The following is a 17217-nucleotide window of genomic DNA, read 5'->3' as shown; positions in this document are numbered from 1 at the left end:
GGAGATATCGACATGACAGAGACAAAATCCTTCGTCGAAATCCGTCACGCCCAGAAATCCTACGGCACGCTGGAAGTGCTCAAGGACATCTCGCTCAACGTGGAGCGTGGCCAGATCGTCGCGATCATCGGGCCCTCGGGCTCGGGGAAATCCACGCTGCTGCGCGCCATCAACGATCTCGATCCGCTGACCGGCGGCGAGGTCTGGCTCGACGGGGTGCAGGTCAACAAGAACCTGCCGCACAATCAGTATGAGAAGCACATCAACCAGATGCGTCAGGACATCGGCATGGTGTTCCAGCACTTTAACCTATTCCCGCATCTCAGCGTTCGGGACAACGTCACGATGGCGCCGAAGCTGCTGAAGAAGATCTCCGACAAGGAGGCCAACAAGCTCGCCGAAGAGCAGCTCGATCACGTCGGCATGCTGGAGCGGATCGACTATTACCCGGCGCAGCTTTCGGGCGGTCAGAAGCAGCGTGTGGCGATCGCCCGCGCGCTGGCGATGAAGCCGAAGCTGATGCTGTTCGACGAAGCCACCTCGGCGCTCGATCCCGAGCTGGTCGAAGAGGTGAACCTGGTCATGAAGAAGCTCGCGCAAGAGCACATGACCATGATCATCGTCACCCACGAGATGGATTTCGCCGCCTCGGTCTGCGATCGCGTGCTGTTCATGGACAAGGGCGTCGTGGTCGAGGAGGGCCCGCCCGAGCAGGTCTTCAAGAACCCGACCCAGGAACGGACCCGGAATTTCCTGCGCAAACATCTCGAAGGTGCAAAATGACGACTGAGAAGTCTCACCTGTTCTACCAGTCGCGCCAGCCGCGGCCTTTCCTCGAACGCTCCGAGGGAATCTACCACTACGACGAGAACGGGAAACGCTACATCGACGGTTCCTCGGGGGCGATGGTCTCGAATATCGGCCATTCCAATCCGCGCGTGCTGGAGAAGATGAAGGCGCAGATGGACCGTTCGACCTTCGGCTACCGGCTGCATTTCCGCACGCACCCGTCCGAGGATCTCGCCGCACGGGTCGCCGCGCGGATGCCCGAAGGGCTCGACAAGGTGTTCTTCGTCTCCGGCGGTTCCGAGGCCGTCGAGACCGCGATCAAGCTCGCGCGGCAATACGCCGTCACACAGGGCGAGGAGAGCCGTTACAAGGTGATCTCGCGGCTGCCCTCCTATCACGGTGCGACGATGGGTTCGCTGAGCGTGACCGGCAGCCCGATATTTACCGGAAAATTCGCGCCGATGTTCACGGAGATGCCGAAGATCCCGGCGCCGACCTGCTATCTCGACCGCGACAATCTCACCGAGGAAGAACGCGGCATCAAATATGCCGAGATGCTGCGTGAGAAGATCGAGGCCGAGGGCCCCGAGACGGTGCTCGCCTTCCTGATGGAGCCGGTGGGCGGGGCCTCGACCGGCGCGCTCGTGGCGCCCGACAGCTATTACACCCGCGTGGCCGAGATCTGCCGCGAATACGGCATCCTGCTGATCTATGACGAGGTGATGACCGGGGCCGGGCGCACCGGCAAGTTCCTCGCCGCGGAGCATTGGGGGATCACCCCCGACATCGTCGCGCTCTCGAAAGGGTTCGGGGCGGGCTACGCGCCGCTGGGCGCGGTGGTCGCGCGCAACGACATGGTCGAGGCGCTGCTCGACGCGGGTGGCTTCCTGCACGGCTTCACCTATGCGGGCAACCCGCTGGCCTGCGCGGCCGGTCTCGCGGTGCTCGACGAGATGGAAGAGCGGGACCTGATCGGCAATGCCGCGCGGATGGGCGATGTTCTCAAGGCCCGGCTGACCGGGCTGATGGACCGCTATCCCTTCATCGGCGATGTGCGCGGCAAGGGCTTGCTGCTGGCGTTCGAGCTGGTTTCGGATCGCGACACGATGGAGGTCCTGCCGAAAGAGTGGAACGCGCATACCGAGCTGGTCGAACTGGCCTATGAGCGCGGTCTCATCATCTATTCGCGCCGCACGCGGGGCGGCTACGAGGGTGACCATTTCCTCGTCTGCCCGCCGCTGATCGTGACCGAGGCGCAGATCGACGAGATCATGGCGATCCTCACCGACGCGCTCGACGCCTTCGCCGCCAATCACGACCTGCCGGTGGTCGAGGAGGTCAGCGCATGAAGCTGCCCGACAAATCCATCGCGATGGAAGAGGTAGTCGCGCAGATCCCCGACGGCGCCACGGTGCTGGTGGGCGGCTTCGGCGTGCCCGGTACCCCCTTCGCGCTGCTGCGCGAGCTGGCCCGTCAGGGGCAGCGCGATCTCGTGCTGGTCAAGAACGACGCCAACGAGGCGGGCATGGGTATCGACCACCTGATCGCGGGCGGTCAGGTGCGCAAGCTGATCGTGACCCATCTCGGGCTCAACGCCAACGCCATCGCGGCGATGAACGAGGGCCGGATGGAGGTCGAGTTCTGCGCGCAGGGCATCCTCGCCGAGCGTATCCGTGCAGGCGGCGCGGGGCTGGGCGCGATCCTCACCGATATCGGCATCGACACCGAATTGGCGCAGGGCAAGCAGGTGGTCGAGATGAATGGCCGCCCGATGCTGGTCGAACCGGCTCTGCGTGGCGATGTGGCGCTGGTCCATGCCGCGCGCGCCGATTGCTTCGGCAACCTCGCCTATGCCGCCACCGCACGCAATTTCAACCCGCTTATGGCGATGGCCGCGACCCGCGTGATCGCCGAGACCGAAGAGCTGCTGCCGTTGGGCGGGATCGACCCGGACGCGGCCGAGAGCCCCGGTGCCTTCATCGACCACGTCGTGAAGCTCGACGAGATTTCCGAGGAGTATGGCATTGTCAGACGCTAGATCCCGCATGGTGGCCCGTGCCGCGCGCGAAATCGCGCCCGGCATGGTCGTGAACCTGGGTATCGGCTTGCCCACCAAGGTGGTCAACCATCTGCCCGCCGACTTCCCCGTCTGCCTGCATTCGGAAAACGGGCTGACCGGGATCGGGCCGACGCTGCCGCCCGAGCGCGCCGACCGCAACCTGATCGACGCGGGCGGGGCCTATGTCTCGACGATCCCCGGCTCGGCCTTTTTCGACAGCGCGGTGAGCTTCGCGCTGGTGCGCTCGGGGCGGCTCGACCTGACGCTGCTGGGCGCTTTCGAGGTCGCGCAGAACGGCGATCTGGCGAACTGGAAAATCCCGGGCAAGTTCTCCCCCGGCGCGGGCGGCGCAATCGAACTGGCGCAGAAGGCGCGCCGCGTCGTCGTGATGACCACCCATTGCGACCGCAAGGGCAACCCGAAGCTGCTCGAGACCTGCTCGCTGCCGCTGACCGCGAAGGCGCGGGTGGCGCGGATCTATACCGACATGGCGGTCGTGGACGTGACCGCGCAGGGCTTCGCGCTGGTCGAACTGGCCGAGGGCATCTCCGAGTCGGAGATCCGCGAAGCGACCGGCGCGCCCCTTGCACTGCCGCAAGGCGACATTCCCAGATTCTGAGGCACCACATGGATACCGAGCTGAAAACCCGCATCCTCTCGGCGGTCGACGCCGCATTCGACGACGAGACCGCGTTTCTCTCCGAGCTGACCTCGCACCCGTCCACCCGTGGGCAGGAGCAGAGCGCGCAGGACTTCATGGCCGCCGCCCTCGACGAGCGCGGCTACGAGGTGGACCGCTGGCAGATCGATGTCGACAAGATCCGCGACATGCCGGGCTTTTCGCCGGTGATGGGCGATTACGAGGACGCGGTGAACGTGGTGGGCACCCATCGCAGCCAATCGCAAAAGGGCCGCTCGCTGATCCTCAACGGTCATATCGACGTGGTGCCTGCGGGCCCTCTGGACATGTGGGACGCGCCGCCGTTCGAGCCGCATGTTGCCGATGGCTGGCTCTATGGCCGCGGCGCAGGCGACATGAAGGCGGGGCTGGTGTCGAACCTCTTCGCGCTCGATGCGCTGCGCAAGGCGGGCTTCGCCCCCAGCGCGGATGTGTTCTTTCAATCCGTCGTGGAAGAGGAATGCACCGGCAACGGCGCGCTGGCCTGCCTTGAGCGGGGCTACCGCGCCGACGCCGCGCTGATCCCCGAACCGTTCGAGGAAAAGCTGGTCGGCGCACAGCTCGGCGTGGTCTGGGCACAGGTGCACCTGAAAGGTCTGCCCACGCATGTGGCCTATGCTGGCACCGGCGCCAATGCGATCGAGGCCGCGATCCCGCTGATCGAGGCGCTGCACGGGCTGGAGGAGCGCTGGAACGAACCGGGCTGCCGGCACGGTGATTTCGGTCATGTGCATCACCCGATCAACCTCAATATCGGCAAGATTCAGGGTGGCGACTGGGCCTCCTCCGTCCCGGCCTGGTGCATCTTCGACATGCGCATCGCGATCTATCCGGGTCAGGATATTGCCGCCGCGCGCGCCGAGATCACCGAGACCATCATGGATGCCGCGCGCTCCAACGCCTTCCTGAAGAACTCGCTGCCCGAGATCGTCTGGCACGGCTTCATGGCCGAGGGCTACGCGCTTTCCGACGACCACTCCGCCACCGCGAAGGCGGCGATCGGTGCCCTCGAAGGCGCGCATCGCAGCGTCAACGAGAGCGATCTCGACCGCGTGGCGATCACCGCGACCACCGATGCCCGCTTCTTCGGGCTCTATGCCGACACGCCCGCGCTGGTCTACGGGCCGCGCGCCGAGGCGATCCACGGCTTCAACGAGCGCGTCGAGCTGGAAAGCATCCGTCGCATCACCCAGAGCACCGCCCTGTTCATCGCGGACTGGTGCGGACTCGAAACCATCTGAGGGTTCCCATGCGCGACGCTGTCATCGTCTCCACCGCCCGCACGCCGATCGGCAAGGCCTATCGCGGGGCGTTCAACAATCTCGAAGGTCCGGCGCTGGCCGCCCATGCCGTGCGCGCGGCCGTTTCCCGAGCCGGGCTCGAAGGCGGCGAGATCGCCGATGCGATCTTCGGCTCCGCCCTCACGCAGGGCTCCACAGGCGTCAACGTGGCGCGCCATATCGCGCAGGCTTCGGGCCTGCCCGACTCCGTGGCGGGCGTCACGCTGGACCGTCAATGCGCCTCGGGGCTCAACGCGATCGCGGCGGCTGCCCATGGCGTGATGACGGGCGAGATGGACGTGGCGCTTGCGGGCGGGCTCGACTCGATCTCGCTGGTGCAGAACGAACATTGGAACGGCTATCGCTATCGCAGCCCCGGTGTGCCCGACGCCTATTACATGGCGATGATCGAGACGGCGGAGGTCGTGGCGGAACGCTATGGCGTGACCCGCGAAGCGCAGGACATCTACGCGTTGCAAAGCCAGATGCGCACCGCCGCCGCGCAGGAGGCGGGGCGTTTTGACGCCGAGATCGTCACGGTCGAGGCGGTGAAGCTGGTGAAGGACAAGGCCACGGGCGACGTCTCGGAGCAGTCGGTGCGGCTCGAGCGCGACGAGTGCAACCGCCCGCAGACCACGCTGGAGGGGCTTCAAGGGCTCAAGCCGGTGCTGGGCCCCGACAAATGCGTCACCGCAGGCAATGCGAGCCAGCTCTCCGACGGTGCGTCCGCCTGCGTGGTGATGTCCGTAGAGGAAGCCGCGCGGCGTGGGCTGGAACCGTTGGGCGCGTTCCGGGGCATGGCGGTTGCGGGCTGTGCGCCCGACGAGATGGGCATCGGTCCGGTCTTCGCGATCCCGCGCCTGCTGGAGCGCGCGGGGCTCTCCATCGAAGATATCGATCTGTGGGAGATCAACGAGGCCTTCGCCTCGCAGCTTCTCTATTGCCGCGACCGGCTGGGCATTCCCGACGACAAGCTCAACGTCAATGGCGGCGCGATCTCGATCGGCCACCCCTATGGCATGTCGGGCGCGCGCATGGCGGGCCATATCCTGCTGGAAGGCAAGCGTCGCGGCGCGCGCTATGGCGTCGTGTCGATGTGCATCGGCGGCGGGCAGGGGGCTGCGGGCCTGTTCGAGATCTTCTGAAGAAAACGAGGCGGGCGTCCTTCGTGACGCCCCGTTCCGCTTTCCCTTCGCGTGACCCGCGTTATCGTGGGCGCGCGACAAAGAGGGAGGCGCGTTTTCCAGATGGTGTTCAAGGTTATCCGGTACGAGGTCGAAGAGCAGGTCGCGGTGATCACGCTCAACCGGCCCGATGTGATGAACGCGCTCAACGCGCAGATGCGCGCGGAAATCCTCGAGGCGGTGAAACGCGCCGAGGATGAGGCCCGGGTGATCGTGCTGACCGGTGCGGGCCGGGCCTTCTGTTCGGGGCAGGATCTGGGCGATGGCGTCTCGGCGGCCGGGCTCGACCTGGAGCGGGTGCTGCGCGACGAATACGAGCCGATGCTCAAGGCGATCTACGAGAGTCCGCTGCCGGTAGTCTCCGCAGTGAACGGGCCTGCGGCAGGGGCGGGGGCGAATATCGCGCTGGCCGCCGACGTGGTCATCGCCTCGGAAGCGGCGAGCTTCATTCAGGCCTTCACGCGGATCGGGCTCATGCCGGATGCGGGCGGCACCTATTGGCTGCCGCGTCAGGTGGGTTTTGCCCGCGCGATGGGCATGGCGCTGTTCGCCGACAAGATCTCGGCGCGGCAGGCGGCCGATTGGGGCATGATCTGGGAAGCGATCGCGGAGGTCGATTTCGACCATCACTGGCGCGCCCGCGCGGCGCATTTGGCCAATGGCCCGACGGCGGCCTATCGCGCCGTGAAGCGCTCGCTGCGCGAGGGCTACAGCAACGATCTGTCGACCCAGTTGGAACTGGAAGCGGAGCTTCAGGGCGGCCTCGGCCAGAGCCATGATTTCCGCGAAGGCGTGACCGCGTTCCTCGAGAAGCGCGCGCCGAAATTCGAGGGGCGCTGAGCGCCTCGCGGCCTTGCCAAGTCGCCGCGCCCGCGCTAGCCAGAGCGCGCTGCGGGCGTGGCGAAATGGTAGACGCACGGGACTTAAAATCCCTTGGGCATTGCCCGTGCCGGTTCGAGTCCGGCCGCCCGTAGCCTTTTCGGCGAAAATGTGAGCTATCGTGAGGCCGTCCGGGCATGGGCGTGCCGCAGGCTTGACCAATCGAGGCTTGCCCGCAATGCCCCCGCCGCCTAAACCCGTCGTCAAGCAAGGGGGAATTCATGGCTCGCAGACCGACGGGACCGGCCGATGACCGGCCGAAGACGAAGAAGATCGGCGCGCTCAAGGGGCTCGGCCCCTTTATCGCACCTTACAAGGGACTTGCCTTCGGAGCGTTGCTGGCGCTGATCGCCACCGCCTCGATCTCGCTGATCCTGCCGCTCGCGGTGCGCCGCGTGGTGGACGGGTTCCAGAAGGGCGCGGCGCTGCTCGATCAGTATTTCTTCGCCGCTCTGGTCATCGCGGGGCTGCTCGCGATTGGGACGGGCCTTCGCTACTACCTCGTGACGCGCTTTGGCGAACGGGTCGTAGCCGATATCCGCAAGGCGGTGTTCGACCGGGTGATCTCGATGAGCCCCGCCTTTTTCGAGCGCATCCTGACCGGCGAGATCATCAGCCGCATCACCACCGACACGACGCTGATCCTCTCGGTGATCGGGTCCTCCGTCTCGGTGGCGCTGCGTAATGTGCTGATCCTGATCGGCGGGTTGATCATGTTGATGTTCACCTCGGCCAAGCTGACCGGGCTGGTGCTGCTGGTCGTGCCGGTGGTCGTAGTCCCGATCGTGGTTCTGGGCCGTCGGCTGCGGGTGCTGGGTCGCGAGAACCAGGACTGGATCGCGAATTCGTCGGGCTCGGCCTCGGAGTCGCTTCTGGCCGCGCAGACCGTGCAGGCCTTCACCCACGAGGCGATCACCCGCGAGAAATTCTCCGACGTCACCGAGAAAGCCTATCTCTCCGCCAAGAAGCGGATCGGCACGCGCGCGGTGATGACCGTGATCGTGATCTTCCTCGTCTTCGCAGGCGTCGTCGGCGTGCTGTGGATCGGTGCGCGCGATGTGCGCGGTGGCGAGATGAGCGTGGGCGAGCTGGTGCAGTTCGTGATCTACGCGGTGATGGTGGCGGGCTCTGTCGGCGCGCTGTCGGAAATCTGGTCCGAATTGCAGCGGGCGGCAGGCGCGACAGAACGTCTGGTGGAGCTGCTGCAAAGCGAGGATTCGGTGAAGGACCCCGAGCATCCGGTGCCGCTTCCGCTGCCCGCTACCGGCGCGATCCGGTTCGAGGATGTGAGCTTCCATTACCCCTCGCGGCCGCAGGCCTCGGCGCTCGACCATGTCGATCTCGACATCGCGCCGGGCGAGACGGTGGCGCTGGTCGGCCCGTCGGGTGCGGGCAAGACGACCGTCGTGCAGCTGATCCAGCGGTTCTGGGATCCCGAGACCGGCAAAGTCACGATCGACGGATACGACCTGCGCGACATGGCGCGGCGCGATTTCCGTCAGGCGATCGCGCTGGTGCCGCAGGACCCGGTCGTCTTCGCCGCTTCGGCGCGCGAAAACATCCGCTTCGGTCGTCCCGATGCGAGCGATCGCGAAGTCGAAGAAGCGGCCCGCGCGGCCCATGCCTACGACTTCCTCGAAGCGTTGCCCGAAGGGTTCGACACCTATGTCGGCGAGCGCGGCGTGATGCTCTCGGGCGGTCAGAAACAGCGGATCGCGATTGCGCGGGCGATCCTGCGCGACGCGCCGATCCTGCTGCTGGACGAGGCGACCTCGGCGCTCGATGCAGCCTCGGAACGCGAAGTGCAGGCGGCTGTCGATCAGCTGGCCAAGACCCGCACCACGGTGATCGTGGCGCACCGTCTGGCCACCGTGAAGAAGGCCGACCGGATCGTCGTCTTCGAGGACGGCAAGATCGTCGCGCAAGGCACGCATGACAGCCTCGTCTCCGAGGGCGGTCTTTATGCCGAACTCGCGAGGCTGCAGTTCACCGAAGGGGCGTAACGGGGCGTTCGCGCCTTTGCACCTTGAACCCGGACGCTTGTTTCCCCACGTCAGAATTTGCGTGACGTGACGTTTTGGCGGCGGCGTAACTCTTGCCGTGGCGGGCGCTTTTGCCGCATCCTGCGCATGGCCCGTCAGTGGAGGAACGCGGCGGCCGCTGGAGGAGACTAATGCAGAAATTCGCGACAGTTGCCGACCGTGATGCGGTCGAGGCCGAGAAACCTTGGGAGGCGCGCAACCGCCCCGAAACGCTTTACGGCTTTCTGAGCGAGACCGCCAAGGCCCATGGCGATCGTCCGGCCCTGTCATTCCAAATCATGTCCGGCCCGACCGACAAGGCGGAGACGCTGAACTGGTCGCAACTGCACGGCAAGGTCACGCAGGCCGCGAACCTGCTGCGCCATCTGGGCGTGGGGCCGACCGACACGGTGGCCTATCTGCTGCCGAACTCGCTCGAGACCGCGACGGTGCTTCTGGCGGGCGCGACGGCCGGGATCGTGAATCCGATCAACCCGCTTCTGGATGCCGAGCAGATCGGCGCCATTCTGCGTGAGACCAAGGCGAAGGTTCTGGTGACGCTGAAGGCGTTCCCGAAGACCGACGTGGCGCAGAAGGCGGCTGAAGCCGTGCGCCTTGCGCCCAATGTCGAGGCCGTGCTGGAGGTCGACCTCAATCGCTACCTCTCGCCGCCGAAAAGCTGGATCGTGCCCTTCATTCGCCCCAAGACCGAGGTGAAGCACAACGCGAAGGTGATGAGCTTCAACGGCGAAGCGAGCAAGATGCCCGGCGACCGGCTGATGTTCGACGATCCCAACGAGGATCGCGTCGCGGCCTACTTCCACACCGGCGGCACCACCGGCATGCCGAAAGTGGCGCAGCACAAATATTCCGGCATGATCTACAATGGCTGGCTCGGCGGGCGGCTCTTGTTCAAGCAAGACGACGTGATGATGTGCCCGCTGCCGCTGTTCCACGTCTTCGCGGCCTATCCGATCCTGATGTCGGCCATCGCGAGCGGCGCGCATGTCATCTTCCCGACCCCTGCGGGCTACCGCGGGGAGGGCGTGTTCGACAATTTCTGGAAGCTGATCGAGCGCTGGCAGGTGACTTTCCTGATCACCGTGCCGACCGCCGTCTCGGCGATGGTGCAGCGCAAGGTCGATGCCGATATCTCTTCGCTGCGGACCGCGCTCTCGGGCTCGGCGCCGCTGCCGATCGAGCTTTACAACCGCTTCAAGGCGGCGACCGGGGTCGAGATCGCGGAAGGCTACGGCCTGACCGAAGCGACCTGTCTCGTGTCGGTCAATCCGGTGGACGGGATGAAAAAGGTTGGGTCGGTTGGGATCCCGATGCCCTATACCCACGTGCGCATTCTCAAGAAGCGCAACGGCACGTTCGACGAATGCGCGCGCGACGAGGTCGGCGAAATCTGCGTCGCCAATCCGGGCGTCTTCGAGGGCTCGACCTATACCGAGCCGGACAAGAACCACGACCTGTTCGCCGAGGAGCGCTTCCTGCGCACCGGCGATCTGGGCCGTATCGACGAGGACGGCTATCTCTGGATCACGGGACGCGCGAAGGACCTGATCATCCGGGGCGGGCACAATCTCGACCCGGCGGAGATCGAGGACGCGCTGCTGAGCCACCCGGCGGTGGCCTTCGCGGGGGCGATCGGTCAGCCCGACAGCTTCGCGGGCGAGCTGCCCTGCGCCTATGTCGAGCTGGTGGCCGATGCCGAGGTGACCAACGAAGAGCTGATGGAGCATGCGCGCGCCAATATCCACGAGCGCGCCGCGGTCCCGAAATATCTCGAGGTGATGGACGAGTTGCCGAAGACGGCGGTGGGCAAGATCTTCAAGCCCGACCTGCGCAAGAAGGCGATCATCCGGGTGCTCAATGCCGAGCTGGAGGCGGCGGGCATCAAGGCGCATGTCATCTCGGTCACCGAGGACAAGAAGCGCGGTCTGGTGGCGCATCTGGCGACCACGGGAGACTGCGATCAGGACGCGCTGGCCCATAAGCTGGGCGAGTTCACCGTGCCGTGGGATTGGGCCCGGTAACCTCCCTCTCGCATCGCTAGCAACAATCGCGCCGCCCTCCGGGGCGGCGTTTCGATTGTGGAAACATCATGGCGGCCCATCGTGAAATTGCCCCGGTGGAGCCCCAGTGCGTCCCGATTCCGATGGTTAATGAAAGGTAACGAAGTCGTCTCCGCATCAAGAACGGGGCGACGCCATCGAGATCGAGCGTGTCATGTTGTTACCGATTGCCAGTTTTGCGAAACGCTGTCTCGCCCTTGTGGTGGTGAGCGTCCTCTATGCCTCTGCCGCGCAGGCGGTGACAGTTGATCTGATCACCAACGGTGATTTCGAGACCGGCGACCTTACGGGCTGGAATTCGACCAGCACCGCGCTTGCCGATGACTTCCAGATCAATAATGGGCGGTTCAATCCGCGTGGGCCGACACGCCGCGTGGATCCGATCTCTGGCAATTACGACGTGATGAACGAACAGACCGGCTATGGGATTTCGACCCTGACGCAGTTCTTCACGGTGCCCGATCAGGTGATCAGCGCCAGTTTCAACTTCACCTATCAGCTCGTGAACCATTACGTGCTGGGCTTCGACGATCCCAATCAGCAGTTCCGCGTGAGCCTGATCGACGACGCGGGCGCGGTGATCTCGCAGATTTTCTCGACCCAGCCGGGCGACGCGTCGGTGCAGGGCGCGACGCCGCTGAGCTACGATCTGACCAGCTATCTACAGGCGGGTGTGGGGTCGACGCTGGGCATCCAGTTCGATGTCGAGACGAGCTATTACTATATGAACGCCTCGCTCGACGACATTGCGATGATGGTGGAGACGCCCGCAACGGTGCCGCTTCCCGCTTCTGTCTGGATGATGCTGGCGGGGCTGGGGCTTTTCGCGGCGCTTGGCTGGTCGCGCAAGGTCCGTAATGGCGCGGATATCGCAAACTGCGACGGTCCTGTCGCGGCGTAAGAGGCCGTGAAAGCGTCCCGACAACGCCACTGACATATCCTCAGCCCGCCACGTAAGCGCCTCAATTGGCCGGAAATCTCGAAGGGTGACGCCAAAACGGCGTCGATACAAAGGAGACACGAAATGCGCTGTCTGGCTGCCCTTTTTCGCCTCTTCAAGCGCCGCGAGGATCGGATTGACCTGCGGATGAAAGAACTCGGCTCGATGCCCGCACCGTGCCGCAGACGCGTATCGCCTTTCGCCGAGATGCCGAAGCCTCAGTAAAAGCGCGCGCCTTAGTCAACCACCCGTACCAGTACGAAACGCCCGAGGGTCATTCCCAGCGGGCGTTTGTTTGTCTCAAGGGGCCTGTCGCGCCGTGTGATAGGCCTCAGAAGTCGACCGCGACGCCGGGCAGGTCCAGCTCCTTCATCAGGTCGCGCACTTCCTGACGGGCCGCCACGTTTGAGATGTTGAGGCTCTCGACGCCGAGGTCCTTGAGGTCCAGAAGCGTCAGCCCACGCGGGAACAGCTCGCGGAAGATCACCCGCTCGGAGAAGCCGGGCGAAACGCGGAAACCGATGCGCTTCGAGAGCTGCTCCAGCGCCGCGCCGACCTTGCGCTTGTTATGCATCTGCTGAGCGCCCACGCGGTTGCGCAGCACGATCCAGTCGATCGGCTTCAACCCCGCCTTCGCGCGCAGCTGCCGCGCCGACCAGACCATCTCGGAATAGATCGACGGGCCGATCACCTTCGACGTCACCGGGTCGATCCGTGCCAGCAGGTCGAAATCGATGAAGCTGTCATTGAGCGGCGTGACCAGCGTATCGGCCAGCGAATGTGCGACCTGAGACAGCCGCGTATGCGAGCCGGGGCAGTCGATCAGGATGAAGTCGCAAGACGGCTCCATCTCGGCCACGGCGGTCGACAGACGATGGTCATAGGGGTTCTCCCCCGGACCCAGCGTCGAGGCGTCCACCTCGGGCAGTTCGCGATAATCGGGGCAGGGCAGGTCGAGCCCCTCGCGGTCCATATAGGCCAGCCGGTTCTCGACATAGCGCCCGAAACTGCGCTGCCGCAGATCGAGATCGAGCGCCCCCACTTTCCATCCCATCCGCGCCAAGGCGGTCGCCACATGCATCGAGGTGGTGGACTTCCCCGACCCACCCTTTTCGTTGCCCATCACGATGATATGCGCCAAGTCCCATCCCCGCTTTGTCTTGTGTCTTGTCCCTTACCAGACACTATAGATGGCAATGGGGAACTGGGGAAGGTGGCGCGCAAGGTGCGAGGTGCCGTGGCGTAGAAACACTGCGTTTAAGCAACAGAGAAAGAGCGCAGAGCATGGATATGCTCTGCGCTCTTTCGTTTCGTTCGAAGTGTATGTCGGAACTTACCGGCTGAACTTCTTATACTTCACCCGCTTCGGCTCGACCGCATCCGGCCCCAGACGACGGATCTTGTCTTCCTCGTAATCCTCGAAGTTGCCCTCGAAGAATTCCACATGGGCGTCGCCCTCGAAGGCGAGGATGTGGGTGCAGAGGCGGTCGAGGAAGAAGCGGTCGTGCGAGATGATGATCGCGTTGCCGGCGAAGTCTTCGATCGCGGCTTCCAGCGCCTGCAAGGTTTCGACGTCCAGATCGTTGGTCGGTTCGTCGAGCAGCAGCACGTTGCCGCCTTCTTTCAGCAGCTTGGCCATGTGGACGCGGTTGCGCTCACCGCCCGAGAGGAGACCCACCTTCTTCTGCTGGTCGCCGCCCTTGAAGTTGAACGCGCCGCAATAGGCACGGCTGTTGACCTGCGCGTCGCCCAGCTCGATCAACTCGGCCCCGCCGGAGATTTCCTCCCAGACGGTCTTGTTCGCATCCAGCGCGTCGCGCGACTGGTCGACATAGGCCAGCTTGACCGTGTCGCCCACGGTGATCTCGCCGGTGTCCGGCTTGTCCTGACCGGTGATCATGCGGAACAGCGTGGATTTACCGGCACCGTTCGGACCGATCACGCCGACGATGGCGCCCGGCGGGATCGAGAAGGACAGGTTCTCGATCAGTTGCTTGTCGCCGTAATGTTTCGAGATGCCCTCGACCTCGATCACCTTGCCGCCCAGACGCGGGCCGTTCGGGATGATGATCTGGGCCTTGCCGACGCGCTCGCGCTCGGACTGGTCCGCCATCTTCTCATAGGCCGAGATACGCGCTTTGGATTTCGCCTGACGCGCCTTGGCTCCGGCCCGGATCCACTGAAGTTCCTTCTCGAGGACCTTCTGCTTGGCCTTGTCCTCGCGGGCTTCCTGCTCGAGGCGCTTGGCTTTCTGCTCCAGCCATGCGGAGTAGTTGCCCTCATAGGGGATGCCGCGGCCGCGCTCGAGTTCGAGGATCCACGAAGTGATGTCGTCGAGGAAGTAACGGTCGTGCGTGACGCAGAGGATCGTGCCCTTGTACTCGATCAGGTGCTTTTGCAGCCAGGCGATGGTTTCCGCGTCGAGGTGGTTGGTCGGTTCGTCGAGCAGCAGCATGTCGGGCGCTTCCAAGAGCAGCTTGCACAGCGCGACCCGGCGGCGCTCACCGCCCGAGAGGGTTTCGACATCGGCCTCGTCGGGCGGGCAGCGCAGGGCTTCCATCGCGACGTCGACCTGGCTGTCCAGATCCCAGAGGTTTTCCGAGTCGATCTCGTCCTGCAGCTGGGCCATCTCCTCGGCGGTCTCGTCCGAGTAGTTCATCGCCAGCTCGTTGAAACGCTCCAGCTTGGCCTTCTTGGCGGCCACGCCTTCCATGACGTTGCCGCGCACGTTCAGCGCCGGGTCGAGATCGGGTTCCTGCGGGAGGTAGCCGACTTTCGCGCCTTTCGCGGCCCAGGCCTCGCCCGAGAAATCCTTGTCGATTCCCGCCATGATGCGCAGCAGCGTGGATTTACCCGCGCCGTTGACGCCCACGACGCCGATCTTCACGCCGGGAAGGAAATTCAGGCGGATGTTTTCGAAGCATTTCTTGCCACCCGGATAGGTCTTCGAGACACCATCCATGTGATAGACATATTGATAGGACGCCATGGTCGACCTCGTTTGGAATAAGGGGTTTGGGCGCCTTCTATGCGGAAAGCCGGCATAGGGAAAGGGGGCGTGGCGGGGGCCTACGGGCGAGCCTGCCGCTTCTGTCGTTTAACTGTCATTTTTCAAGGTGCGCAAATGCGCAGAACTGTGTGTGAAAAGGATTGTTTTCTGCGAATGCGAACGGTCCTAAATCCCTCTCATCGCCGAGAGCACAGACGCTTCCCCCTGTCGCTTCGCTCTCGGTGAGAAGCACAACACGCGTATTCGTATAGGAGAGTAACAATGAAAACGCTGATCACGACTTCGGTCCTCGCCCTCGCCCTGAGCACCTCGCTGGCCGCTGCCGGCGGTGACGGCTACGGCTCCATCGCACCGTCGATGTCGCAAAGCTCCTCGGCCAGCAAAGGCTCGGCTGTTGGTGAAGTGACCCCCGGCAAAGCGCAGATCGCAGCCCAACTCGGCCTGAACCCGGCTGAATACACCACCGCTGAACTGTTCCGCATCCAGAACGCGCTGCGCAACGGTAACCGCGAAGAGGCGAAATACGTCATCAACCACACCAACCGTCAGCCGGTTGACGTGGCGCCGCAGCCCGTGATGGGCCGTGACGCGTAAGATCGACACAGTCTTCTGACCGAAAACGGCCCCCTCAGGGGGCCGTTTCTATATCCGGCCATCGTGCCGGATTCTTTCGAGGAATACGGTTTCCTTTTGTATTCCAGTCACTTCACGGAATCCGGACTGGATGAGAGTTCCCTGTGTATATGTGTTTGAGTGAACACGGGGCGGGGCCAAAACGGCCTTTTGTGCGATGATTGGGCTCATATGTCGGGGTCATCGGCGCCACAGGGTGCCGCTGGAAATCAACCTGCTGATGAAAGGATTTCATCATGACCCGCAATCTTCTGACCACTGCTATCGCTGCCCTCACACTGACCGCTGGCTTCGCCGGGATCGCCTCGGCCGCCACGACCCAAGTCGGGGCCGACAATGGTACGGATCTGGGTGTCATCGCCCCTTCGATGACGCCGCAACCCCAAGCGTCGTCGATGGTCGTCAACGCCACCAATCAGGGCAAGACCCAGCTTGCGGCGCAGCTGCAAACCTTCGCCGGTCTGAACAATGTCGATCCCACGCAATATTCGGTGGGTGAGTTGCAGAAGATGTTGCACGCGGCCCGCAATGGCGATGTCGCCAAGCTCGCCTATTACCGCAGCCATGCGGACCGGCAGCTGGGCGGTCCCGGCCTTGGTGAGACCACACCGGGCAAGACCCAGATGGCCGAGCAGCTCGGGCTCAACCCCGATGACTACACCGTGGCCCAGCTCCAGCGCATCCAGCATGACGTTCAGCGTGGACGTTACGGCGACGCCAATTACATCGTGACCCAAGGCGCCTCGTCGCAACCCGCGATGATGCTGTTCGCGCCCAGTGCGCAATGAGCTGATATGAGCTGCCTCAACGAAAAGGGCGGTCCTTCGGGGCCGCCTTTTTCATGCGCTTTGACAGGGCGTTCAAAGCCTGTATCCCTGAGCGAAGACGATGGGAGAGACGATGCTCAAGACGCTGCACCATTACTACGAGGAGGATTCCCGCCGCGCCCATGCGTTTCGCTACGCGCTTCTGGCCTTCGACCTTGCCACGATCCTCTTCGTCATCGTCACCTCCTTCTTCCCCCACACGGTCACGATCGAAGTCATCGATGCGGTGATCGGCGTCGTGATCGTGGCGGATTTTCTCGCCCGCTACGCGATCTCAGGCGAGAAGGTCCGCTTCTGGACCCGCGCGGCGACATGGGCGGACATCATCGCGATCGGGTCGTTCCTCGCGCCGATCGCAGGGGAGGGGTTGGGCTTCCTGCGGATCCTGCGGACGTTGCGATTGCTGCATACCTATCAACTCATGGCGCGGCTGCGTCACGACTTCAAATTCTTTCGCGATCATCAGGAAATCATCATCGCCGCCATCAATCTGGGCGTCTTCCTCTTCGTGATGACGGGGCTGATCTATGCCACGCAGGTGCGGATCAATCCGCAGATTTCGAACTATGCCGATGCGCTCTATTTCACCGTGACCACGCTGACGACGACGGGGTTCGGGGATATCACGCCCAAGGGCGAATGGGGGCGGATGATCTCGGTCGCCATCATGATCTTTGGCGTCACGCTGTTCTTGCGGCTCGCGCAGGTGTTGTTCCGGCCTACGAAGGTACGCCATGAGTGCCCGACCTGCGGGCTGAGCCTGCACGATGCCGATGCGATCCACTGCAAACATTGCGGCGAGGTGATCCACATCGACACCGAAGGGCTGACCTGA

Annotated in this window: 15 protein-coding genes and 1 tRNA gene; 14 read left to right on the top strand and 2 right to left on the bottom strand. The window is 64.0% G+C overall.

The window, feature by feature from the left end:
* The first annotated feature begins 12 nt into the window (after positions 1-12).
* The 11 genes from BMI85_RS07150 (at position 13) to BMI85_RS07100 (ending at position 11873) form a co-directional block, all read left to right on the top strand.
* Positions 13-783, top strand: a complete 771-nt coding sequence (locus tag BMI85_RS07150; protein WP_078522570.1) for an amino acid ABC transporter ATP-binding protein — start codon at positions 13-15, stop codon at positions 781-783.
* A complete protein-coding gene (locus tag BMI85_RS07145; protein WP_078600470.1) occupies positions 780-2138 on the top strand; it encodes an aspartate aminotransferase family protein in 1359 nt (452 codons plus the stop codon). Before BMI85_RS07150 ends, BMI85_RS07145 begins: the two co-directional genes overlap by 4 nt.
* Positions 2135-2827 carry a CoA transferase subunit A gene (locus BMI85_RS07140; protein ID WP_078542167.1) on the top strand — a complete coding sequence of 231 codons (693 nt, stop codon included), beginning with the start codon at positions 2135-2137 and terminating at the stop codon, positions 2825-2827. Before BMI85_RS07145 ends, BMI85_RS07140 begins: the two co-directional genes overlap by 4 nt.
* On the top strand, positions 2814-3467 hold the full coding sequence (locus tag BMI85_RS07135; protein WP_246831871.1) for a 3-oxoacid CoA-transferase subunit B: 654 nt from the start codon (positions 2814-2816) through the stop codon (positions 3465-3467). Before BMI85_RS07140 ends, BMI85_RS07135 begins: the two co-directional genes overlap by 14 nt.
* Before the next feature lie 8 nt (positions 3468-3475).
* A complete protein-coding gene (locus BMI85_RS07130) occupies positions 3476-4768 on the top strand; it encodes an ArgE/DapE family deacylase (protein WP_078600468.1) in 1293 nt (430 codons plus the stop codon).
* Between the two features lie 8 nt (positions 4769-4776).
* Entirely contained in the window at positions 4777-5952 is a 1176-nt protein-coding gene (locus BMI85_RS07125) for an acetyl-CoA C-acyltransferase (RefSeq protein ID WP_078600466.1), read from the top strand.
* 102 nt (positions 5953-6054) lie between these two features.
* Positions 6055-6831 carry an enoyl-CoA hydratase-related protein gene (locus BMI85_RS07120; protein WP_078600464.1) on the top strand — a complete coding sequence of 259 codons (777 nt, stop codon included), beginning with the start codon at positions 6055-6057 and terminating at the stop codon, positions 6829-6831.
* A 51-nt stretch (positions 6832-6882) separates the two neighbouring features.
* Positions 6883-6964, top strand: a tRNA-Leu gene (locus BMI85_RS07115).
* A gap of 127 nt (positions 6965-7091) precedes the next feature.
* Positions 7092-8873, top strand: a complete 1782-nt coding sequence (locus BMI85_RS07110; protein ID WP_078600462.1) for an ABC transporter transmembrane domain-containing protein — start codon at positions 7092-7094, stop codon at positions 8871-8873.
* Between the two features lie 170 nt (positions 8874-9043).
* On the top strand, positions 9044-10933 hold the full coding sequence (locus BMI85_RS07105; protein WP_078600460.1) for an acyl-CoA synthetase: 1890 nt from the start codon (positions 9044-9046) through the stop codon (positions 10931-10933).
* A 244-nt stretch (positions 10934-11177) separates the two neighbouring features.
* On the top strand, positions 11178-11873 hold the full coding sequence (locus tag BMI85_RS07100; protein WP_210402324.1) for a VPLPA-CTERM sorting domain-containing protein: 696 nt from the start codon (positions 11178-11180) through the stop codon (positions 11871-11873).
* Between the two features lie 370 nt (positions 11874-12243).
* Here BMI85_RS07100 and BMI85_RS07095 read toward each other — a convergent pair whose 3' ends face one another.
* Together BMI85_RS07095 and ettA are read right to left on the bottom strand one after the other, a co-directional pair.
* On the bottom strand, positions 12244-13053 hold the full coding sequence (locus tag BMI85_RS07095; RefSeq protein WP_078522580.1) for a division plane positioning ATPase MipZ: 810 nt from the start codon (positions 13051-13053) through the stop codon (positions 12244-12246).
* Between the two features lie 192 nt (positions 13054-13245).
* Complete coding sequence (gene ettA, locus BMI85_RS07090) at positions 13246-14901, bottom strand: energy-dependent translational throttle protein EttA (protein ID WP_078569868.1); 1656 nt, start codon at positions 14899-14901, stop codon at positions 13246-13248.
* 282 nt (positions 14902-15183) lie between these two features.
* On the opposite strand from ettA, the gene BMI85_RS07085 reads away from it, so the two are divergent.
* The 3 genes from BMI85_RS07085 (at position 15184) to BMI85_RS07075 (ending at position 17217) form a co-directional block, all read left to right on the top strand.
* Positions 15184-15516, top strand: coding sequence for a hypothetical protein (locus BMI85_RS07085; RefSeq protein WP_078522583.1), 333 nt, complete (start codon positions 15184-15186; stop codon positions 15514-15516).
* Positions 15517-15791: 275 nt separating this feature from the next.
* The gene (locus tag BMI85_RS07080; RefSeq protein ID WP_078600456.1) at positions 15792-16343 is read left to right on the top strand and encodes a hypothetical protein; all 552 of its coding nucleotides are present in this window, start codon (positions 15792-15794) and stop codon (positions 16341-16343) included.
* A 112-nt stretch (positions 16344-16455) separates the two neighbouring features.
* On the top strand, positions 16456-17217 hold the full coding sequence (locus tag BMI85_RS07075; protein WP_078600454.1) for an ion channel: 762 nt from the start codon (positions 16456-16458) through the stop codon (positions 17215-17217).

The sequence above is a fragment of the Thioclava sp. DLFJ4-1 genome (genome assembly GCF_002020145.1).
GTDB lineage: Bacteria > Pseudomonadota > Alphaproteobacteria > Rhodobacterales > Rhodobacteraceae > Thioclava > Thioclava sediminum.
This window is presented reverse-complemented; position numbering and strand designations above follow the sequence as displayed.